A 21,885-nucleotide genomic window follows, 5' to 3' on the forward strand; every position below is an offset into this window, starting at 1 on the left:
AAGCTTTCCCATTTCTGCCTAAAGGTCTTTCTTGTCGAACAAACATTCTTTTCATTTGGAATTAACCTTCGAATCCGATATTATAAGACTAGCAAATTTGAAACCTTTAGACTTATTCATCGTCTAAATGCTATGTGATATGATAAGGTAAGCGAGGTGTATCACAGATGGCAATTAATTATCCAAATGGCAAAAAGTTCGTTCCTCCAAAAGAAAAAACCGTGAAAAAGAAGAAAAAAGATTTTTCTTTTAGTAATCGGGGTAAAACACTGGAGGATGAACTGAACGAAACCAATGATTATTACCTGCAATTAGGTCTTGCAGTTATCCACAAAAAACCGGTCCCTGTCCAAGTCGTTAAAGTTGAATATCCTTCAAGAAGCGCCGCCGTTATTCGCGAAGCTTATTTCAGAACTCCGTCGACCACTGACTATAACGGAGTATGGAATGGAAGATATGTCGATTTTGAAGCTAAAGAAACGGAGAACAAAACATCTTTTCCATTGAAAAACATACATGACCACCAAATTCATCACATGTCCCAAGTGGTCAAGCATCGAGGATTGGCGTTTCTGATCATCCGTTTTTCTTCCCTTCAGCGGTATTTTATCATGCGTTTTGAAGCACTCGAAGTGTTTTGGAATCGGATGCTCACCGGGGGCCGGAAATCGATAGCGTTAGAGGAAATCGAGGGAACAGCAGTTGAAATAATGCCAGGAGCTTTTCCGCGCATTGATTATTTGCCCGCCCTGCAAAAGCTTTAAAAAGAAAGTATTTACGAAAGTGAGGAACAGTTTGTGAGTGAAAAACCCCTTTCGCGCGAACAGCGCAGAAAAGCAATCGAACAGCAGAAGAAAACAGGTAAAAAGCAAAACAAAAAACCATCAGGCGGCGGCTGGATCAAGCGCATCTTTTTGACACTTTTATTAGTAGGAGTATTCGGTTTGCTTTGCGGCATTGGCTTGTTTGCATTTTACGCAAGCAGTGCACCTGAACTCGATGAAGAATTATTGCGTGACCCAATAAGCCCTACTTTCATCGCAGCAGATGGAGAAACCGAAATTCCCTATATAACGTCCGAAAACCGGACTTATGTGGAATATAAAGATATTCCGAAAATGATGGAAGATGCCATTCTTGCTACGGAAGATAACCGGTTTTATGACCACTCTGGCATTGACGTCATCCGCCTTGGCGGTGCCGTTATTGCCAACATTACCGGAGGCTTCGGATCTCAGGGTGCAAGTACAATCACCCAGCAAGTGATTAAAAACTCTTTCTTGTCAAACGACAAAACCCTGAAACGGAAAGCTCAAGAAGCTTATCTCGCTTTCAAGCTTGAAAAAGCTTATTCAAAAGAAGAAATCTTCGAAATGTATTTCAATAAAATTCTCATGTCAGGCAATATTTACGGGTTCGGAACAGCTTCTGAGTACTTCTACGGAAAACCGCTCGATGAACTTGAATTGCATCAGGCTGCGCTGCTTGCAGGCATGCCGCAAAGCCCGAACGGCTATAATCCGTTCAAAAACCCGGAACGCGCGGAAAAAAGACGTAATGTCGTCTTGAGCCTCATGGAACAGCACGGCAAAATTACGACAGCCGAAAAAGAGGAAGCCCAAGCGGTATCAGTAACCGATTCACTCGTGCCTGAAAGCGAACGCGTTACTGCTGAAGTCAACGGCGAGTATACGGCTTTTATGGAAATGGTCGAAAATGAACTGGAATCGCTCGAAGGCGATTATTCTTTGGACGATGGGTTAACCATTTACACGACGCTGGACCCTGCCGTCCAAAAAACAGTCAATGAAACGATGGCTTCGGATTTTTTCTTTGATGACAAAGTGGAATCGGCTTTGACAGTGGTTGATACAAAAACCGGCGGCATCCGCGCAATCGGCGCTGCCCGCGATTACAGCGGCGATCACCGGATCAATTACGCCACGTCAAAAGACCGTCAAGTTGGTTCCACCATCAAACCTTTGGTGGCTTACGGGCCTGCCATCGAATATTTGGATTGGTCGACAGGCGAAACGACTGTCGATGAGCCCTACTCCTATGAGGATGGCAAAAAAATCCGCAACGTTGATGGAGATTTCCTTGGCTCGATGACGATTCGGGAAGCCCTGTACCGCTCGCGGAACATCCCGGCCGTGAAAACGCTAAAAGAAGTCGGAACCGAAAATGCGGCGGAATTCACTGAAAATCTAGGTCTGGAACTTGAAAATATTTACGAATCCACTGCATTGAGTGCTGATAAAATATCAACCGTCGAAATGGCCGGCGCATTTGCCGCATTCGGCAATGGCGGAGTTTTCACAGAACCGCATACTATCACAAAAATAGTTTTCCGTGATGGTACAACCGAACAAGTCGTCAAACCGGAATCTGTACCTGCTATGAAAGACAGCACGGCGTACATGGTCACCGATATGCTGAGAGATGTAGTCGATACGGACCTTCGCGGGTCAACAGGAAAAGAAGCGGCTATCCGAGGTTTGGATCTTGCTGGTAAAACAGGTACATCCAATTATTCAGCTGAAAAATTGGATGAATATGGTCTGGATTCCTCTTCAGCACCGGACATTTGGTTTGCAGGCTATACCCCTGAATACTCGATTTCCGTCTGGAGCGGCTATCCGACAAGAAAAATCGGCATCGATACTGCTTCGGATGAACGGTTGATTTCTCAACGTATTTTCAGTACAGTCATGTCTGACATTTCATCGTCGGAATCGGGCGAATTTGAAAAACCGGATTCTGTTGTAGAACTTGAAGTTGAAGAAGGAAGCTCCCCTCTTAAACTGGCAAGCGCTTATACTCCATACAGTTTGAGAAGCACAGAATTGTTCGTGCGCGGCACGGAACCAAATCAAGTATCACAAAGATATGTTAAGGAAGACCTAGATACTCCATCTGGCTTGCGTGCAAGCGTTGATGGCAATACAGCCAACCTATCGTGGAATTATGATGACACTGATGGCGTCGCTTTTAAAGTCACTGTCGAAGTAGATGGCAATAATACTACTCTGGACACGACAAGCAATATGAGTTACTCATTTAATGGCCTTGAAGAAGGAAAAACCTATACGTTCCGAGTAACTGCAGTCAGCAATAACGATGCGAGCGACCCGGCTTCCGTTAGAGTATCGGTAGCTGCAGCTCCTGAAGAGCCGGAAGAAGAACCGGCCGAGGAACCTGAAGAGCCGGCTGAAGAGCCGGAAGAAGAACCGGCCGAAGAACCAGCTGAAGAACCAGCTGAAGAACCGACTGAAGAGCCAACTGAACCAGTTGAACCGGAACAGCCGGAAGAAGAACCGGTTGAACCGGAAGAACCTGCCGAAGAACCGGTTGAACCAGAAGAACCGGCTGAAGAACCGGTTGAACCGGAACAGCCAGCTGAAGATGAAGGCAATGGCAACAGCGGCAATAGTAATGGTAATGGTAATAATAATAGCAATGGAGGCAATGGAGGCGAAGGTAATAATGAAGGTGGAGCAAATCCAGCTTCAGTCCCAACTGAAACTCCTCCTGCTAAAACTCCACCTGCAGGGACTCCTCCTGCAGAGACTCCAGCTGCTGAAGGAAATAACCAGCCGTAATAGAATATTAGAAACCCGCTTCTGCTTTAAAGCAGAGGCGGGTTTTTTGTTTATTATGAAAGCTATATTGATGATTTCTATTCTAGAAAGCTTCTCCAGCGAAGGCGCGTCCACGGGCTAGGCAATGAAACGAAGCTAGCGGAGCGATGCAGGTGCAGGAGGTTCTTAGTGATGAGACGAGCGATCTTCTCGGCTGCAGCGGAAGCTATGCCCAAAGCGGTCGAAGCGGTGTATTAAAGAACAATATACTAATTCATCCTATATAAATGAATCTGAACGAAAAAAGCTGCCGAAAATTTTTCGGCAGCTTGATTTGAATTTCAGCTTTACTCTTCTAACCTTTTTAACTGAACACGCTTAGAAGCGATCAATTTTTTCATTTCGGCAAACAACTCATCCAATTGGCGAAACGCTGCATAATTAGATGGCCGCTGTTCAATAAACATGAGCCGTTCCTGGCCGTTAAGAGGAGTAATCTGATTATCACATTGCTGTAATAAATTTTTATATAATATGATTCCATCTGCCATCGCATGTTGGCCTTTACTGTCCCGCAGCCGATGGCTATTTTCAATAACTTCTTTCAATATAGTCCACTGGTTGAAAAATGGATCTGTCTTTTCTTTAATTAACCTCTGTGACAATTTCATGCTTGACCAGCCCTTTTTTATCCCGTTTTTGACCTTCTCTGCAACGATCGAACAAAGGGCAAATGTGGCAGCCAGGATTTTGGGCTTTGCAGTGGTAACGGCCGAAAAATATGATTTGATGATGGGTTTTCGACCAGTCTTCTGCCGGCGTTTTTTTCATGATGGTTTCTTCCACTTGCAGCGGGTTGTCTTTCCAGCGGTTCAAGCCGAGCCTTTTGGCTACCCGTTCTACATGAGTATCCACTGCAAGAGCAGGAATCCCGAATGCCACTGACACTACAACGTTTGCTGTTTTGCGCCCTACTCCCGGAAATGTCATCAGCAAATCCCGGTCTGCCGGTACAGTGCTATTGTATTCATCGATCAAGATTCTGCTGAGTGCTTGAATGTTCTTCGCTTTGTTTCGGAACAGTCCGATCGAACGGATATCCAGCTGCAATTCTTCCAGCGGCACAGAAACATAATCTTCCGGTGTGTGATACTTTTGAAAAAGATCAGCTGTAACCTTATTAACCAGCTTATCGGTGCATTGCGCCGACAGTAATGTGGCGATCAGCAAATCAAACGGATTACGGTGTATCAGTTCGCAATGGGCATCTGGAAACATATGATCCATTTCTTCCAAGCATCGCTGCCATTCTTTTTTTGACATCATTTGGGTCACCTTCTAATTCCGGTCCTCCAGCCAATTGTAGAATTGCACTTTTTTCGCATTATTTGCTGCAGGCTGAAGCTGGATATTTTTTTCTCTGAACGAAGTTGCATGCCGTGTAACTTCGTTCGAAGTTGTAATGTTTTTCTTTTTCCATTCAAACAAAATCCGGTCTACGTAGCGCAGACTGATTTTTTGGGAAATCACGGCTTCTTTCAATGCCATCCGGATAATGGCCGGTGTATGTCCGTCTTGATCCATCCACATTGAAATGGTTTCAATTTCCATTGGAGATAAAAAGCGTCCAAACTCTTGCTCGAATAATTGAAAGATTTCTCCTTCCAATGCTTTTTGGGAGTTTTCTTTTTCTGCATGCTGTTCTTTATAGACACAATCCAATAATCTGTCCCATAGCGGCTGAAAAGAAATTCGTTCTGTTAAAATATCTTTTTCTTTTTCTTGCTCTATCGCTAAATAGCCTTGCTGCATCAATTTCTGCAGCATCGTAGTCACGCTTTTTTGCGTCGTCATCATGCGGGCCCCGATTTCATCCGGTGTCGGAAAGGGATTCCCTGCTTGTTGGAATGCATGAACATGCATAATGAGCATAGCTTCTTCATCAGTTATCTTCAACTCTTTATAAAAGCGAAAAAAGAGCTGGGAAATGCTAACATTTCCCTGCTCGATCCAAGTGTGCAATCGATTCGGTTGTTTCATATCCCAACCACCTTTCTATTGTTAATTCTCAAAATCCTTATTCTTATGGGTATAAACGGTTCAATAGGCGCGGGAACGGAATTGATTCTCTGACATGTTCTGCTCCGCTGATCCAAGCAACCGTACGCTCTAGCCCAAGTCCGAAGCCTGAATGCGGCACAGCTCCGTATTTGCTCAGTTCCAAATACCAGGCATATGCACTTTCATCCAAGTTATGCTCCTGGATGCGCTGTTTCATCAAGTCGTAATCGTAGATGCGCTCTGACCCACCGATGATTTCCCCGTATCCTTCAGGTGCGATCATATCTGCACATAAAACGACGTCATCACGGTCTGGATGCGGCTGCATGTAGAACGGTTTGATGCCTATTGGATAGTTGATGATGAATACCGGCATTTCGTAGCTCTCGGCAATCGCTGTTTCATGCGGCGCTCCGAAGTCTTCGCCCCATTTAATATCGTCAAAACCGTTGTCATTCAACCATTTGATGGCATCATCATATGTAATGCGCGGGAATGGTGCTTTGATTTTTTCAAGTTTCGTAGTATCTCGTTCTAGTCTTTCCAGTTCCAATTGGCAATTTTTCAATACCGATTGCACTAAATGTGCCACATATTGTTCTTGCACTTCCAGGCTTTCCGCATGTTCCATGAACGCCATTTCCGGTTCGATCATCCAGAATTCAATCAAGTGGCGGCGCGTCTTCGATTTTTCCGCACGGAATGTCGGGCCGAAGGAAAACACTTTGCCCAGTGCCATTGCTGCCGCTTCCATGTACAGTTGGCCTGATTGGGACAAATAAGCATCTTCATCAAAGTATTTTGTAGCGAACAGCTCAGAAGTTCCTTCTGGTGCTGATCCTGTCAAAATAGGCGGGTCGACTTTCACAAAGCCATTGTCATTGAAAAATTCGTAAGTTGCACGGATGATTTCGTTGCGGATTTTCATAATAGCATGCTGCTTGCGTGAACGCAGCCATAAATGGCGGTTGTCCATCAAAAATTCCGTGCCGTGTTCTTTCGGCGTAATCGGAAAATCTTTCGCTTCATGGATGACTTCGATGCCAGTTACGGCAAGTTCATAGCCGAAAGAAGAACGCTCGTCTTCTTTCACTTCTCCTGTTACATATAATGAAGTTTCCTGTGTCAACGATTTGGCAGTGGCGAACAACTCATCGCCCACTTCCGCTTTAACTACAACAGCTTGTACAAATCCAGAGCCGTCCCGCAATTGCAGAAAAGCAATTTTCCCGCTTGAACGCTTGTTTGATACCCAAGCGCCTAATTTAACTGTTTGTCCGTTGTATTTTGCCATCTCAGCAATTGTTATCTTTTTCATCATAGCCTCCAGAAATTATTATTCAATCAGTCTTTCCATTTTGAAGATACAAATTGATGGATCCGTTCAACCGCTTCCGTCAGCGATTCAAGAGAAGTCGCGTACGATAGGCGGATGGTATCATGTGCGCCAAAACCGGAGCCCGGAATCACTGCCACATTCGCTTCCGTCAACAAACCTGTTACGAAATCATCAACTGAAGCATAACCGGTTTTATGTGCTGCCTCGGAAACATCCGGCAACAAGTAAAATGCGCCTTGTGGACGGATCACTTTAAATCCAGGAATGGCCTCAAGTTTAGGGAAAATCGCTTCCAAACGGCTTTCAAATGCCTGGCGCATTTCCTCTACTGTATCCTGTGGGCCATTATATGCTTCAATTGCAGCATATTGGGATGTAGTAGTCGGATTAGATGTCGAATGGCTTGCAAGGTCCGTCATTGCTTTGATAAGCGAGGAATCACCAGCCGCATAGCCAATGCGCCATCCTGTCATTGAATGAGATTTTGATACGCCATTAATGACAATCGTGCGGTTTTTCGCATCTTCCGACAAGGTTGCTATGGACGTATGCACCGTATCCCCGTAGATTAATTTTTCATATATTTCATCTGAAATGATTAAAATATCGGATTCGCGGCATACTTCTGCCAGCTCCACCAGTTCTTCTTTTGTATAGATCATGCCAGTCGGGTTGCTTGGTGAATTGATGATCACTGCTTTTGTCCGGTCCGTAATAGCTTCTCTCAGCTGCTGCGCTGAAATTTTATATGCTTGGCTGGCTGTTGCCTCTATGTATACCGGAACGCCTTGCGCCAGTTTGACTTGTTCCGGATAGCTGACCCAATAAGGAATCGGAATGATGACTTCGTCGCCTTCATTCAGCAAAACTTGGAATAAGGTGTACAGCACATGTTTCGCACCAATGCCGACCATAATTTCTTTTGGCTCGTAGGACAGATTTTGGTCGCGCTGCAATTTATTGATCACGGCTTCTTTTAATGCTGGAAGACCGCCTGCAGGAGTGTATTTTGTTTTTCCTTCTTTCATCGACTGGTAAGCCGCTTGTAAAATGTTTTCTGGTGTATTGTAATCCGGTTCACCGGCTCCAAGACCGATAATATCGACACCTTGCGCTTTTAACTCATTTGCTTTGGCTGTAATGGCCAGAGTTGTTGATGGTGTTAAAGTTTGTACGCGATCCGCTAAGTTGATCAATGGTTCCACCCTTTCACAAATTAAGTATTTGTTTCCATGTAGTGCCGTCATTAGCCAAGATATAGATGTAGTTTAGCTGATCTTGTTTATTGACGTAGGCAATTTCCCATACGGGACCTTTGCTTTCCATGCCAAGTTTTGTATGGAGGATTTCTTTGATGTCTTTATCAGCAAGCGCTATTTCACGAGCTTGTTGGGGAGTCACCGCTCCTTCAAGCGGCACAGTCTTCAGCTCTCCTTTTCCGGCCGGTACAAATACTGCTTTTAATGCACCTTTTGAATCTGTTCCAATGACCGTTACAGAAGTTTGCTTATTGGAATAAACGTATGCCTGCTGAATATCCTCCAGCAGAAAGTCATTTTCCACTCGCTCTATTGCTTGTTTTTCCACTTCTGAATATGGCTTATTGCCTGCAACAATAACGGCGATCATCAATGCCACAGCCAGAAAAGAAAGAAAGCCCAGAATGAATGTAATCCATTGCTTCATTTAATCACCTAAGTCTTATAAATTGTAAAGACCGCTTTTTCCGGATCTTCTTTATCAAGTGCTAAGCCGAACATCAAATTATTATGCTTTAAAGTACGGTTCAAGGCGTCTACCACTTTGTATAAATCCGCATTATATTTCACATTAACAGTGGATAACACTTCAATTTTTGATTCCATGCCAGCGACCTTCCTTTCATTTGCTTGCCATTTTTACGGTTACAGTAATGCATCCGCCAGAAAAAATATTCTTGCCGGATGCCTGCCTCATTATCATTGCTTATTATACCAATCTTCAATATCCGTTACCATCTTTTCTAAAGACACTTTTGATACTTTCACTTTTGGCAAAGCATTCAAAAATTCAATACCATATGATTTCGTTTCAATCCTTCTATCCAGAACGATGAACATGCCTTGGTCATTTTTGGAACGGATCAGCCTGCCGAAACCTTGACGCAAACGCAGTACTGCTTCCGGCAAGGCGTAATGCAGAAACGGATTGATGCCTTCTTTTGAAATGACTTCAGATCTGGCTTTGAAAATCGGCTCATCCGGTGATGTAAACGGCAAGCGCACGACTACAACGGCCCGCAGCGCATCACCAGGCACGTCGACTCCTTCCCAGAAACTGTTTGTCCCAAACAGGACCGACTTCTGAAAACGCTGAAATGATTTTAACAGCCTCATCCTGCTGCCAGATGAAATTCCTTGCGCAAACAGCATATAGTCGTCCAATAAACCGGTATCCTGGATCAAGTCCACTGTTTTTCTCAGCATGTCCTGCGATGTAAAAAGCACAAAACAGCGCCCTTCCGTAACAAGTACAGTCTGGATGACCGCATCTGCTACCGACTCAATATAATCGCTTTGGGAAACTTGCTGGATATCCGGCATATCTTCGACGATGAAAACGCGTGCTCCTTGGTAAAATTCTTTCGGCGGCTCAAACTTCGTAATGGGTACATCCTGTGGTATGCCCAGCTGATTAACGATAAAACGTTCATTGGATGGGACACTCATCGTACCCGACAGCCAGATAATCGCTTTTTCTCCCCGTACAGGCCCAATGACTTTTTGAACAATGGAAGTCACTTCAAAAGGCTGCTTGTAAAGTGACAAACTCGTCGGCAGGCTTCTTAAATCGCCTTCTATCCAACTGACTTCATCCTCGAGCGGGAACACGAAGATTTCACTGAATTCCACTGCTTTGACCATTAACTCTTCCGTCCAATACCGCCAATCTGTAATGACCAATTTGTCCTGGATCGACGTTTCCGTCAACCGTTCTGCTTTTTGCAAAATAAGCTGGGACATGTCAATCCACTCGTTCAAATAGCGCAGCAAGTCCATAAAACGTGCTTTATCATAGGGCATTTCGCTTAATAACGAAGCGCATTTCTTATGGCGGCTGCCTCTGAACTTCGCCAAAAATTCAGCTGTCAGCATTGCGGATATTTCATCAAATAACGAGACGAATTTGATGAACAACGATTCAAGTTGAAGCATTTCCGGAATCGATGAAAAACCGGTTTTTTCTGCAGTTTTATATAATTTAGCAAATAACTGCTGATCGTCATACGTGCCAAGTTGCCCAAAAATATATTTCCATTGCGTATAAACAAATGTTTTTTCATGCTGCGAAACAGCTGCCTGTACAACTTGATGGGCTTCATCCCAGATAAAAGCATCCGTGTTCGCTAATATATTCGAACTGCTCAACCGCTGATTTAATAAGAATGAATGGTTGGTGACGATTACATGGGCATGCTTCGAACGCTCCAAGGCAAACTCGTAAAAATCGTATGCTTTTTCATCCCGCGTCAATCTTCTGAGATGCGAACGCCGGATTTTATCCAGCACAAACTGGCCGCCGCTTGAAGCATTTAACTCGTTTAAATCGCCGGTTTCAGTTGACGTCAGCCAGATCAGCACTTGCATGATGGTGAAAGTTTCATCATACGACTCATCTTCGCCTTGCAATAGCTCATTAAACCTCGACAAATCAATATAATGGCTCAATCCTTTGACTAAGACGAGCCGTACCGGGGCACCGACAATCTGTTCGACAATTTTCCCTTCTTTTAGAACCAGCTGATCCTGCAAATGAGTGGTATACGTGCTAATCAGCACCTGCTTGCCTGTTTCAATGGCATGATTGACCGCAGGCAATAAATAAGCGATTGTCTTCCCCATTCCAGTGGAAGCCTCAATCACCCGTTCTTCTCCGTGTTTCAGCGCTTTTTGAATCGAAGCCATCATGTCAAACTGACTTTGCCGCCGTTCAAATTGAGGAAATACCGCTTCAAGGCGCTGTTCCCAATCAATCGCAGCCGCATGGCTATTGGATGTATCGTTACTTTCCAGTTTCCGCCGTTTTAGCGGCAAGCCGTTGAAACGGGCAAAATCATCCATTTGGGCGTTCCTTTTTTGCTGTGTCAATTCAAAAAAGAGACGGGATAAATCGGACTTCAGCTGAAAAGAGCGTTTATGCAATTGAGCTAGTGTATCATAAGGCAATTTCCCCAAGTCTTCTATCGCCTTTAAAAACAAATGCGCCGTCGCTAATGCGTCGTCGTCTGCACGGTGGGCACTTTTAAGCGGAATTCCCAGTTCCGCAGCAATATCCTGCAATTTATAACTGTATGCAGTCGGATACATCAAACGGGACATCTCCACCGTGTCCATCGTCAAACCATACCATTTCGGCAATCCGCTGCCGCTTAGCTCAGCCTGTAAAAACGGCAGATCAAAATTGGTGTTATGTGCCACGAATATGGCATTCTGCAACTTTTCAAAAATCAATGCAGCGTGCGCCTCAAACGGCAGCGCATCCGCTACATCCTGTTCGTTAATATTCGTCAAATCTTGGATAAAGGCCGGTATTTTCCGCCCAGGATTGATAAACTCTGTGTATGTATCGGTAATTTTATTATTTTCAATCGTTACCATCGCTATTTGAATAATCCGGTCACCTTTAGCAGGGGAATGGCCTGTAGTTTCAATATCGACAACGACATATTTTTGGGTGTTCATCACAAGCCCTCTTTCTCAGGTGGTTCTTTCATAAAAAATTGTAACATATCCTGGCTCTTTCCGTCTGTCAGCCGCAACACAAATCTCTTTCATTGTACGGGTGATTGCCATAAAAAAGATACAAAGACCCTTCAGTATGCATCCCATGTGGCATTCCAGCATTCAGTAATGTGCCCATGTAAAAAAGCCTCCGATTTCGGAGGCCTCCTGTTTCACATAATTGTCGCTTCGGGTTCATAATGGATAATTTCCCGGACTTTGTTGTTTTCATCCATAATGGCAACAGTCGGTTTGTGGCCGCGGGCATTTTCATCCATCACATAGCCATAAGTCAAAATAATGACAATGTCTCCTTTTTGCACAAGGCGAGCTGCTGCTCCGTTAACACAAATCACGCCGCTGCCGCGCTCCCCTGCAATGATATACGTTTCAAAACGAGCGCCGTTGTTATTATTGACCACATGGACTTTCTCGTTCGGCAGCATACCGACTTGATCCAGTAAATTCTGGTCAATTGTAATGCTGCCGACATAATTCAAGTCTGCCTGCGTCACTGTGGCACGGTGTATTTTAGAATTGAGCATCATTCGTAACATGTCTTAGTTCCCCTTTATGTTAAAGATTAGGTTATCAATCAAACGTGCTTTTTCAAACTGCACAGCAAGCGCCAGGATTGCTTCGTCTTTGATATCGTTAGTCAATGCCGGATAAGCGAGCAGTTCGATATAGTCAATGGTTCCGGAAATGCGGCCGTCGAGATAATTCCGGACTACTGCTACCGGGTCTCTGCCTTCGATCGCCGCCTGTCTTCCCAGTTGCAGCGCTTGTTGAAGATGCGGTGCTTCTTGGCGTTCTGCTTCGCTTAAATAGACATTCCTTGAACTTTTCGCAAGCCCGTCCGCTTCCCGGACAGTTTCGCCGCGGCGGATAGCGAGCGGAAAATTATAATCTTCCACAAGCGATTCAATAATCGCCAGCTGCTGAGCATCTTTCTGGCCAAAATAGGCCCGGTCCGCTTGCGTCAAATGGAATAATTTTGCGACCACTTTCAGCACACCATCAAAATGGCCCGGCCGCTTCGCTCCGCATAACACATCAGCAAGTGCACCAGCTGAAATGCTGATCTGTGATTTACGCGGATACATCTCTTCAACCGAAGGTGCAAAAATGACATCGGTGCCCGCTTCTTCTGCCAATTGCCGGTCGCGATCCCAATCTCTTGGATAGCGGTCAAAATCCTCATTGGGGCCGAACTGTGCCGGATTGACAAAAATGCTCATAACAACACGGTCATTTTCCGCTTTTGCTTTATTGACAAGTGAAATATGGCCATCGTGCAGAAAGCCCATCGTCGGCACAAGTCCGATCGTTTCTCCAGACTCTTTGGTTTTTTTGACCCAGTTTTTCAATTCTTGGATCGTTTCAATCGTTTGCAAAACTCTTTCTCTCCTCTCAGGAAGAAAACCATATAAAAAGCCTTCCGTCAAAAAAGACAGAAGGACAGAAAATTTGAATTCGGTTTCCTCCGTCCCTGTCATATAGTAGATCAAGGCAGACATTTAAATTATAAAGTTATCAGATGAATAAAGATGATCCGGTGCAGTTCACAAGTGATACTGCCCTTTAAAATACTATAGCAGAACTCTAAAAAAAACAAAATACTTTAACTTGTCATTTCTATATCCGCAGAATAAATGCCGTGAAGCTTGCCATCCGCTGTGCGGAGCTGCAGCACACCCTCATCCGTAATGCTTTCTGCAATACCTTCAAGCGTTTCTTTCGCCATACGCGCCCGCACCGGATGTCCGATTGTCGACGAATAGCTTTCCCATAGCAGCTTCAAAATACCAAAGCCCTCTTCCACATATAAATCCGTATATTGTTCAAGAAATTGAAGCGTTGAAGAAACCAGTTCTTTACGGTCTATCTCTTTGCCGCTTTCCATTTTCAGCGAAGTTGCTATGTTCTGCACTTCCGGGTCAAAATCATCCGCCACTTGATTGACATTCAAACCGATTCCGATAATCAATGCTTGAATCCCGTCAGCATCCGACTGAAGTTCAGTTAAGATCCCCGTGCATTTTTTTCCATTCAATAAGATATCATTCGGCCATTTGATTTCAGGCTTTAAACCAGTCACTTGTTCAATTGCCCGAACTATTGCAACTGCAGCCACCAGCGTGAATTGCGGCGCTTTTTGAGGAACTACATCCGGGCGGAGGATGACACTCATCCAAATGCCTTTATTCGCCGCAGAATGCCACCTGCGAGCCATCCTTCCGCGTCCGGCAGTTTGTTCCTCAGTCATGACTACAGTGCCGTCCGGCGTATTTTCCTGAGCCAACTGATGCGCTATGATTTGAGTGGAAGGACATGATTCAATGTAATGGATGTTGCGGCCCAGGCGTTTTGTTTTCAAGATGGCTTGAATAGCAGTAGGCTCCAATGTATCGGGAAGGCCTGCCAGGATATAACCTTTCTTTTTCACAGAAATGATTTGGTATCCCTGTTCCTCAAGCTCTTTTATATGTTTCCAGACAGCGGTCCGCGATATGCCAAAGTCATCCGCCAGCTGCTGGCCAGAAAGCGCAACGCCCTGCGCTTCGATAAGCCGCTGCGCCAATTTACGCGTTACCGTGATATTCATTCGTAAACCAATCCTTTATGATTTCTTTGTCATTTTTCAGCTTGCCGGAAACGATGCTGCGCTCCATTTGTTCAATCCATTGCCGTATCCAAGGGCCTTGTTTCTTGCCGCTCCACTCCATCAAATCAATCCCATTGGCAGCAATTTCCGATTTCGACTGAATCGGCAGGGCCGCTTTTCCAGCGGCAATGTCGGCTTCCACGCCTGTAAGTGCTGCAGCAATTGCCAGCTGCTGCCCGCTAAAGTGATAGTAAGTCCAGATGTCCCATTGCTCTAGGCGTGCAGCTTTCAGCGATTGTTCAATGAGTTTTCGCTCTTCATTCGAGAATTTGTAAACACGAATGTCTTTAAATTCCCGGTTCTGCCGGTACAGCATATAGGCCCAGCCGCTTGCAGCGATATCGACCGGCTCATAAGATGACCAATCCGTTTCAAAATATTCCCCGGCCGGCAAATATTTCGTCAAACCGGATTCCTTCAAATAACTCATGCTGCGGGCGGTATGCCCTTGAACCATGATTTTATCGAGTTCATTTTTCAAGCGCTCGACTGCAACGCTTTGGATTCCTTGCGCTTGCTTGCGGATCGATGCCAATGTGATGGAATCAATCTTAAAATCAAGCTGTCCTGAAAAGCGGACTGCCCGGAGCATTCGCAAGGCATCTTCCTGAAAACGCTCATCCGGATTTCCGACCGCACGGATCAGGCGTTTCTCGATATCCTTTTTCCCTTCAAACGGATCGATGATGTGGCGTTCTTTATCAAGCGCCATCGCATTGATGGTGAAATCGCGCCTTTTTAAATCTTCTTCCAGCGATTGTACAAATTCCACTGAATCAGGCCTGCGGCTGTCGGAATACATGCCTTCTGTCCGGTATGTCGTCACTTCTATCCCTACTCCGTCCAATAGCACAAGCACCGTGCCATGATCAATTCCCGTATCAATGGTCCGGGAAAAGAGGGTTTTCACCTCTTGCGGAGCAGCATTCGTTGCGACATCAATGTCCTGTGGTATTTTGCCGAGCAGCAGATCCCGTACCGCCCCGCCTACTATATAAGCTTCAAAACCGCCTTTTTCAAGAGTTTGAACCACTTTTAAAGCAGTCTTCATTCGCTTGCACCCCTATCTAACAGACGTTCATAAACCGCTTCGTACTGCTCCAGGATTGTCGTTGAATTGAAGCGCTGTTTCACCGTTTCCAACGAACCGTTTTTCAGCATTTCCCGTTCCTTTTCGTCTGTCAACATCCTAATGCTATAGGCTGCTGCTTTTTCTACATCTCCCAATTCAACTAAATATCCGTTCTGTCCCGGTTCAATAATTTCAGGGATTCCTCCGATATTCGTGCCAATGCATGGAACCCCGCAAGCCATCGCTTCCAATAAAACCAAGCCGAAAGCTTCTTTTTCAGACATGAGCAGCTTAATGTCGCTGATATTGTAAAGTTCGGATAAATTATCACGTTTTCCGAGGAACAAAACATGTTTATCAAGTCCTAAATCTTTGACTTGCTGAACGGTCCGCCCCATCTCCGGCCCATCTCCGACAAGCAGCAATTTGGACGCCACTTGCTTTTGCACACGACTGAACGTATCGATGATATCGGGTACCCGTTTTACATTCCGGAAATTCGATACATGAATCAGCACTTTTTCCTCTTCACCTATGCCGAGATCCTGTTTCAAGCTGCCGGTATTTGTAACCTTATATTCTCGTTCATCAACAAAATTATAAATGGTTTCTATTCTCTTATCGGGCTTGATCAAATCATAGGTCTGGTCCCTCAGCGAATTCGACACAGCCGTCACCACATCGGATTTTTCAATCCCGTATTTAATCGCTTCTTTCAATGAAGAATCCGATCCGAGCACTGTGATATCGGTTCCGTGCAAAGTGGTCACAATGCCGATATTGGATCCTGCCATAGCCCGTCCTAAAATGGCACAGACCGCATGCGGAATGGCATAATGCACATGCATCAGATCCAATTGTTCGTTTTTGATGACTTCCGCTATTTTTGTAGCCAATGCAATATCATAAGGGGCATATTGAAATACCGAATAACTGTTGACATCCACTTGATGGCTGAAAATATTCGGGTACAGGCGGTTCAAGCGAAAAGGCGTGCTGGATGTGATGAAATGGACTTCATGGCCTTTTTCAGCCAGCATTTTCCCCAATTCCGTCGCAATGACACCTGAGCCTCCCACTGTTGGATAACAGGTGATGCCAATCTTCATTTTTCGCAAAACTGTCACCTTACTCTCTCTCTTTGCTGATTAGACGCCAATCAATAAAACCTTCTTTAAGCCCTTGCAAGAGCACTTCAGCGGTGCCCATATTGGTAGCCAGCGGCACACCATATACATCACATAGTCGAATTAAAGCCGATACATCCGGTTCATGCGGTTGTGCCGTTAAAGGATCCCGGAAGAATATAACCATATCCATCTCATTTTGGGCAATCATAGCCCCAATCTGCTGATCGCCGCCAAGCGGCCCCGAACGGAAACGGATAACATCAAGCCCCGTGCCATCAATAATGCGCTGTCCAGTCGTACCCGTGGCATACAGAGAGTGTTCGGATAAAATCGGCTGGTACGCTATAACAAATTGTATTAAATCATCTTTTTTACGGTCATGTGCAATTAATGCAATCTTCATTCAAACATTCTCCTTTATCCAATAATATGTTCAAGCCCATAAATCAATTCTTCGGTTTCCATCACGGTTTTAATCGACAGCACTACCCCTGACATGAATGAACCGCGGTTAAAGGAGTCATGGCGAAGTGTCAGCAATTGACCTTCTCCTCCAAGCAATACCTGCTGATGGGCGACAAGGCCCGGCAGCCGGACACTGTGGATGCGCATTCCATCGTAATTGGCTCCTCTTGCTCCCGGCAAAGTCTCTTTTTCACGGACATGCCCTTGCTCATGGACAGGCCGATGCTCGGAAATCAAATGTGCTGTTTTCATCGCGGTACCGGACGGAGCGTCCAACTTTTGATCATGGTGCATTTCGATGATTTCAACATCCGGCAAATATTTGGCAGCTTGTTCTGCAAATTTCATCATCAAAACAGCGCCGACTGCAAAGTTCGGTGCGATAATGCAGCCAACTTTTATGTCTTTCGATAACTGCGTAAGTTCTTTTAGCTCTTCGTCCGAAAATCCCGTAGTGCCAACGACCGGGCGGATTTTTAAATCTAATGCACCTTTTGTGTGCTGATAAACCGATTCAGGCGATGTTAAATCCACTAAAACATCCGGACGTGTCGCCGCATGTAATTTCTCTAAATCCGTGAATACTGGAACCGTGTAATTTTCAGGAAATAGACCCGTATCAGCTAAAGTTTCTCCAATATCTTTGTAATCCAGTACGGATACCAATTCCATTTCCGGGTTCTTCATAACAGTATGTACGGCTTCCTGGCCCATTTTTCCTCTTGCTCCGGCAATCGCCACTCGAATTGTCATTTTCCCTCTTCCTTTCGTGTCCAACGGTTTTTGTCTCTCGTATTGAATTTCTCCATAATGCGGTCATGGGCATGCGCTAAATCGATATCCATTGAATTGGCCATGCAAATTAAAACAAACAGCAAATCGCCCATTTCTGCTTCTATTGTATTATCCTCTTCTGTAGACTTCTTTTTCTTTGGCCCGTATTCATGCATCACTTCACGCGACAATTCACCTAATTCTTCTGTCAGCCGTGCCATCAATTCCATCGGGCTGAAATAGCCTTCTTCAAACTGTCCGATATACTCGTCAACATCTTTTTGAAGCTGTTTCATTGTTTTATCTCCGCTCATTTCATCACACTCCTCATTTCATCGTAAAGAAAACTGAGGATGTTGTCAAAATCAATATTTTAGCTGATAATACAGAAGTTGACTTTACGGATAGGAGATGAATGCCCCATGAAAGAATTACAAGTGAAAAACATCTTATTCATATTGTTGGGATCGGCCATTTACAGTTTTGGTTTTGTCCATTTCAATATTCAGAATGAGCTGGGCGAAGGCGGATTTGCAGGCATTACCTTAATTTTATTCTTCCTATTTGAATGGGATCCCGCTTTAATGAACTTATTATTAAATATCCCGCTATTTTTTATTGGCTGGAAGCTGCTCGGCAAAAAGGTCTTTCTTTATACCATCATCGGAACAGTCGCAGTTTCTTTCTTTCTAAAAATATTTTTAGTTTATGAAATTCAAATCAATTTGCATGAAGACCTCTTCTTAGCCACACTTTTCGCCGGGGTGTTTGTCGGCGTCGGTCTGGGTATTATTTTCCGCTACGGGGGAACTACTGGAGGCGTCGATATCATTGCTCGCCTGGTTCAGAAATACAGCGGCTGGAGCATGGGAAAAACGATGTTCTTATTTGATGCTTGTGTAATTGCGCTGTCCCGCTTAACTTTCCTGGATAACCGCACAATGATGTATACACTTGTTGCGGTATTCGTCGGAGCCAGAGTCATCGACTTTGTCCAAGAAGGTGCTTACTCAGGACGGGGAGCAATGATCATCTCGAATTCGCAGGAAGAAATTGCAAGCCGGATTGCGAAGGAAATGGACCGGGGCATCACCATTCTCCGAGGATACGGCCATTTCACCAAAGAAGAACGGGAAGTTCTCTACTGTGTAGTAGCCAAAAACGAAATCGTCAGACTGAAGAACATCATCAATAGCGTAGACCCCCACGCGTTCGTATCCTTAATGGAAGTCCATGATGTAATGGGCGAAGGGTTTACACTAGACGATCAAAAACAACCGATTGGGTAATGCGAAAAGCGAAGGCGACCATCTAGCCCCGACAAGCGCTGGAGGGCTTACAGCGAATGGCGCTCTTTGCCATTTGCAGTAAGACCGAAGCGACTCGAGGGGCTGGTCGCCGGAGCTGGACAACAAGAAAAGCGGAAGCGCCTGTCCAGTCCCGACAGGCTTGAGGCAGAACACCGAGACGGCGTGTTTTTGCCGTACAGGTGGGTTGACTTAAGACCCCGAGGGACTAGGCGCTGCAGCTAGACATGAAAAGCGGAAGCGGCCGTTTAGGTTCGACCGGCATAAGACGAGCCGGCGAAGCGGCGCTCTTTGCCGCACAGTCGGATTGGCTTATGTCCCGAGAACCTGGCCGCTGCAGCTGGACAACAAGAAAAGCGATGGCGACCATTCAGCCCCGACAAGCGCTGGAGGGCTTACAGCGAATGGCGCTCTTTGCCATTTGCAGTAAGACCGAAGTGGCCTCGAGACAAGAAGCTGTGTAACAAGAAAAAACCGTTCCAGAAATCCGGAACGGTTTTTTTGCTTCTTAAGATCTGTTCATGTTCGTATAAATCAACAGCAAACGGGCCAATTCCATAACTGCTACAGCCGTTGCTGCAACGTATGTCATGGCTGCGGCGCTCAATACTTTTTTCGCATCGCGCTCTTCTTCATTGCGGATGATATTGTTCGCAAGCAATTGATCCATAGCCCGGCTGGATGCGTTAAACTCCACCGGCAATGTGATAAGCTGGAAAATTACCCCTGCAGCCAACAAAATAATACCGATCAATAAAGCCCCACTCCAAGCGGAAAATATACCGATCATGATAAATACCCAAGACATGTTCGAAGAGATATTAACAACGGGCACTAATCGATGGCGTAAACGGAGGAACGAATAATCTTCGGCATCCTGAATCGCATGCCCCACTTCGTGTGCCGCCACCGCTGTGCCGGCAACAGATGCTTCATGATAGTTATGGCTGCTTAAAGCCACTGTTTTTGTCAACGGGTTGTAATGGTCGCTTAGCATACCACGGCTTTCCACTACTTTTATATCAGACAATCCGTTGTTATCAAGAATGGTACGCGCTACTTGCGCTCCAGTAATGCCTGATGTTGAGCGGACTTTTGAGTATTTGCCATATGTTCTCTTTAACTTAAATTGAGCCCACATAGGAATGATCAGCAAAAGGATGAAATAGACAATAAAACTCATCTGGTTAATACACCTCTCTTTCTGCTTCTACCTCCATTTTACTAGGATTGGTCAGCTATGGTCAACTGATACGCTATGCGGCTTGTTTAAATATACGACTAAATATGACAATGCGATGCACGCGATTGACAGCCAAAAAGTGAAATACCCGATCTGTGCAGTGTAGGCATCCAAGCTGCCATAAATCGGCATTTGCCCAAAGACATAATCGATGACGTCATTGTGCAGGGTCCAGACCGCTGTAACAGCAGCAGCCAGCCAGCCGAAGCGGTAATGATCGATATAGAGGACAGCTTGCAGCGCCATCGCAAAATGAGACCCCACGAGCATCCAGCCGAGCAAGCCGATTGACCCGGTTTCGACCAAAGTCAGTAAATTCATAACCACGGCCCAAAGCCCATATTTGATCAAAGTGACAAATGCTAAAGCTTCAAATATCGGACTTCTCTTTCCTATTAGCCATAAGCCCAAAACAATGGTGAAGAAAAGGCTGGCTGTCGGACTATCCGGTACAAATATTAAAAATTTCGGTTCGGTTATTTTCAACTGCCATCCATACCATATGTATCCATAAATCGTTCCGCCTAAGTTCAGGAGAAAAACCAGCCACAGGAACGGCCGAAACATCAGCCAGGCGGAAATCTTCTGCGCAAAAGAAATCATCAAATTCTTCCCTTCAGATAGCAAAAAAGAGCCGGTTTCCCGGCTCTTTTTTTAACTATTATTCTTCTCCGCCTAGACCAGCGATAAATTCAGTCATGATCTTAAGATCTTCTTCTGAACCTTCCCATGATGGCGGCATTTTTTGTTGTCCATCTTCTTCAATACCATTTACAGCGATTTCTGCAATTTCTTCAGCAGTAAGCCCTGTGTTAGTAAGAGCTGGACCTACGGCACCTTCTAAATTGTCGCCATGGCAGCTAATACAAGCGGAACCTGAGTAAATTTCATACCCCGGGGCAGCTGTATCGATTGCCACTTCTTCAACGATTTGTCCTTGCGCTTCAGCAGCTTCCCAGTCATGGTTCGCTACGGATTCCCATGTAAGGAAGATGATTGCCGCAACTGCTAGCAGCATGAAGCCCGTAGGAAGCGGACGTTTTGATGGGCGGCGTTCCGGACCTGGATCCAGGAACGGAGCTAGTGCCAATGCACCAAAAGCAAGTCCTGGCATGATAATTGCACCTATGATGTTAAATGGTCCAGATGCAAATTGATATTTAAGCAATTGATATAAGAATAAGAAATACCAGTCTGGCAGTGGAATATAGCCTGTATCTGTCGGATCTGCCTTACCTTCTAGTGGTGAAGGATGGGCGACAGTCAATAGCAAGAAACCGATCAAGAAGACTGCACCAATCATCCATTCTTTCAAAAGGAAGTTTGGCCAGAAAGCTTCTGTCTTGCCAGGATATTCGGAGTAATCTTTAGGGATATTCGGTTTACGATGCTGCAAACCTGGAATACGAGAATCCCCAACGAATTTCATCCCTTTTCCGCGATGCATAGTGTCCCCTCCTTAAAAAATCCTTGTGGCCGCTAGTC

Annotated in this window: 23 protein-coding genes; 4 read left to right on the forward strand and 19 right to left on the reverse strand. The window is 45.1% G+C overall.

What is annotated here, in order from left to right; all coding sequences use genetic code 11:
* The first annotated feature begins 167 nt into the window (after nucleotides 1-167).
* Both recU and QWY16_RS11890 read left to right on the forward strand, forming a co-directional pair.
* A complete protein-coding gene (gene recU, locus QWY16_RS11885) occupies nucleotides 168-764 on the forward strand; it encodes a Holliday junction resolvase RecU (RefSeq protein WP_300989436.1) in 597 nt (198 codons plus the stop codon).
* 33 nt (nucleotides 765-797) lie between these two features.
* A complete protein-coding gene (locus QWY16_RS11890) occupies nucleotides 798-3,602 on the forward strand; it encodes a penicillin-binding protein 1A (RefSeq protein ID WP_300989437.1) in 2,805 nt (934 codons plus the stop codon).
* A 326-nt stretch (nucleotides 3,603-3,928) separates the two neighbouring features.
* Here QWY16_RS11890 and QWY16_RS11895 read toward each other — a convergent pair whose 3' ends face one another.
* From QWY16_RS11895 to QWY16_RS11970, 16 genes are all read right to left on the reverse strand, one after another.
* Nucleotides 3,929-4,252 (reverse strand): YpoC family protein, encoded by a 324-nt coding sequence (locus QWY16_RS11895; protein WP_300989438.1) that lies wholly within the window; start codon nucleotides 4,250-4,252, stop codon nucleotides 3,929-3,931.
* Entirely contained in the window at nucleotides 4,227-4,907 is a 681-nt protein-coding gene (gene nth / locus QWY16_RS11900; protein WP_300989439.1) for an endonuclease III, read from the reverse strand. Before nth ends, QWY16_RS11895 begins: the two co-directional genes overlap by 26 nt.
* Before the next feature lie 12 nt (nucleotides 4,908-4,919).
* Nucleotides 4,920-5,621 (reverse strand): DnaD domain-containing protein, encoded by a 702-nt coding sequence (locus QWY16_RS11905; RefSeq protein ID WP_300989440.1) that lies wholly within the window; start codon nucleotides 5,619-5,621, stop codon nucleotides 4,920-4,922.
* 43 nt (nucleotides 5,622-5,664) lie between these two features.
* A complete protein-coding gene (gene asnS, locus QWY16_RS11910) occupies nucleotides 5,665-6,960 on the reverse strand; it encodes an asparagine--tRNA ligase (RefSeq protein WP_300993422.1) in 1,296 nt (431 codons plus the stop codon).
* A gap of 26 nt (nucleotides 6,961-6,986) precedes the next feature.
* Entirely contained in the window at nucleotides 6,987-8,177 is a 1,191-nt protein-coding gene (locus tag QWY16_RS11915; RefSeq protein ID WP_300989441.1) for a pyridoxal phosphate-dependent aminotransferase, read from the reverse strand.
* A gap of 13 nt (nucleotides 8,178-8,190) precedes the next feature.
* Nucleotides 8,191-8,667, reverse strand: coding sequence for a cell wall elongation regulator TseB-like domain-containing protein (locus QWY16_RS11920; protein ID WP_300989442.1), 477 nt, complete (start codon nucleotides 8,665-8,667; stop codon nucleotides 8,191-8,193).
* Nucleotides 8,668-8,675: 8 nt separating this feature from the next.
* Nucleotides 8,676-8,846 carry a YpmA family protein gene (locus QWY16_RS11925; protein ID WP_300989443.1) on the reverse strand — a complete coding sequence of 57 codons (171 nt, stop codon included), beginning with the start codon at nucleotides 8,844-8,846 and terminating at the stop codon, nucleotides 8,676-8,678.
* Nucleotides 8,847-8,939: 93 nt separating this feature from the next.
* Nucleotides 8,940-11,702: an ATP-dependent DNA helicase DinG gene (dinG, locus tag QWY16_RS11930; RefSeq protein ID WP_300989444.1), complete on the reverse strand. Its 2,763-nt coding sequence runs from the start codon at nucleotides 11,700-11,702 to the stop codon at nucleotides 8,940-8,942.
* A gap of 212 nt (nucleotides 11,703-11,914) precedes the next feature.
* Nucleotides 11,915-12,298, reverse strand: coding sequence for an aspartate 1-decarboxylase (gene panD / locus QWY16_RS11935; protein ID WP_300989445.1), 384 nt, complete (start codon nucleotides 12,296-12,298; stop codon nucleotides 11,915-11,917).
* Nucleotides 12,299-12,301: 3 nt separating this feature from the next.
* The gene (gene panC / locus QWY16_RS11940) at nucleotides 12,302-13,138 is read right to left on the reverse strand and encodes a pantoate--beta-alanine ligase (protein WP_300989446.1); all 837 of its coding nucleotides are present in this window, start codon (nucleotides 13,136-13,138) and stop codon (nucleotides 12,302-12,304) included.
* Between the two features lie 227 nt (nucleotides 13,139-13,365).
* Nucleotides 13,366-14,349 (reverse strand): biotin--[acetyl-CoA-carboxylase] ligase, encoded by a 984-nt coding sequence (locus tag QWY16_RS11945; RefSeq protein WP_300989447.1) that lies wholly within the window; start codon nucleotides 14,347-14,349, stop codon nucleotides 13,366-13,368.
* Nucleotides 14,327-15,460, reverse strand: a complete 1,134-nt coding sequence (locus QWY16_RS11950; RefSeq protein ID WP_300989448.1) for a CCA tRNA nucleotidyltransferase — start codon at nucleotides 15,458-15,460, stop codon at nucleotides 14,327-14,329. Before QWY16_RS11950 ends, QWY16_RS11945 begins: the two co-directional genes overlap by 23 nt.
* Nucleotides 15,457-16,599 carry an N-acetyl-alpha-D-glucosaminyl L-malate synthase BshA gene (gene bshA, locus QWY16_RS11955; protein WP_300993424.1) on the reverse strand — a complete coding sequence of 381 codons (1,143 nt, stop codon included), beginning with the start codon at nucleotides 16,597-16,599 and terminating at the stop codon, nucleotides 15,457-15,459. The genes QWY16_RS11950 and bshA overlap by 4 nt, the downstream gene beginning before the upstream one ends.
* A 10-nt stretch (nucleotides 16,600-16,609) precedes the next feature.
* Complete coding sequence (mgsA, locus tag QWY16_RS11960; protein WP_300989449.1) at nucleotides 16,610-17,014, reverse strand: methylglyoxal synthase; 405 nt, start codon at nucleotides 17,012-17,014, stop codon at nucleotides 16,610-16,612.
* A gap of 14 nt (nucleotides 17,015-17,028) precedes the next feature.
* Entirely contained in the window at nucleotides 17,029-17,829 is an 801-nt protein-coding gene (gene dapB / locus QWY16_RS11965) for a 4-hydroxy-tetrahydrodipicolinate reductase (protein WP_300989450.1), read from the reverse strand.
* On the reverse strand, nucleotides 17,826-18,164 hold the full coding sequence (locus tag QWY16_RS11970; protein WP_300989451.1) for a nucleotide pyrophosphohydrolase: 339 nt from the start codon (nucleotides 18,162-18,164) through the stop codon (nucleotides 17,826-17,828). The genes dapB and QWY16_RS11970 overlap by 4 nt, the downstream gene beginning before the upstream one ends.
* Before the next feature lie 108 nt (nucleotides 18,165-18,272).
* Between QWY16_RS11970 and QWY16_RS11975 the strand changes: the two genes are divergently transcribed.
* Nucleotides 18,273-19,139: a YitT family protein gene (locus QWY16_RS11975; protein ID WP_300989452.1), complete on the forward strand. Its 867-nt coding sequence runs from the start codon at nucleotides 18,273-18,275 to the stop codon at nucleotides 19,137-19,139.
* A gap of 245 nt (nucleotides 19,140-19,384) precedes the next feature.
* On the forward strand, nucleotides 19,385-19,621 hold the full coding sequence (locus QWY16_RS11980; protein ID WP_300989453.1) for a hypothetical protein: 237 nt from the start codon (nucleotides 19,385-19,387) through the stop codon (nucleotides 19,619-19,621).
* A gap of 44 nt (nucleotides 19,622-19,665) precedes the next feature.
* Here QWY16_RS11980 and QWY16_RS11985 read toward each other — a convergent pair whose 3' ends face one another.
* Genes QWY16_RS11985 through QWY16_RS11995 form a run of 3 tightly spaced genes read right to left on the reverse strand, consistent with a single transcriptional unit; the run spans nucleotide 19,666 to nucleotide 21,847 of the window.
* On the reverse strand, nucleotides 19,666-20,340 hold the full coding sequence (locus tag QWY16_RS11985) for a zinc metallopeptidase (protein ID WP_300989454.1): 675 nt from the start codon (nucleotides 20,338-20,340) through the stop codon (nucleotides 19,666-19,668).
* A gap of 51 nt (nucleotides 20,341-20,391) precedes the next feature.
* Nucleotides 20,392-21,003, reverse strand: coding sequence for a lipoprotein heptaprenylglyceryl N-acetyltransferase LhaT (gene lhaT / locus QWY16_RS11990; protein ID WP_300989455.1), 612 nt, complete (start codon nucleotides 21,001-21,003; stop codon nucleotides 20,392-20,394).
* Between the two features lie 58 nt (nucleotides 21,004-21,061).
* Nucleotides 21,062-21,847, reverse strand: a complete 786-nt coding sequence (locus QWY16_RS11995) for a menaquinol-cytochrome c reductase cytochrome b/c subunit (RefSeq protein WP_300989456.1) — start codon at nucleotides 21,845-21,847, stop codon at nucleotides 21,062-21,064.
* Nucleotides 21,848-21,885 lie beyond the last annotated feature (38 nt).

The organism is Planococcus shenhongbingii (assembly GCF_030413635.1).
Taxonomy (GTDB): domain Bacteria; phylum Bacillota; class Bacilli; order Bacillales_A; family Planococcaceae; genus Planococcus; species Planococcus shenhongbingii.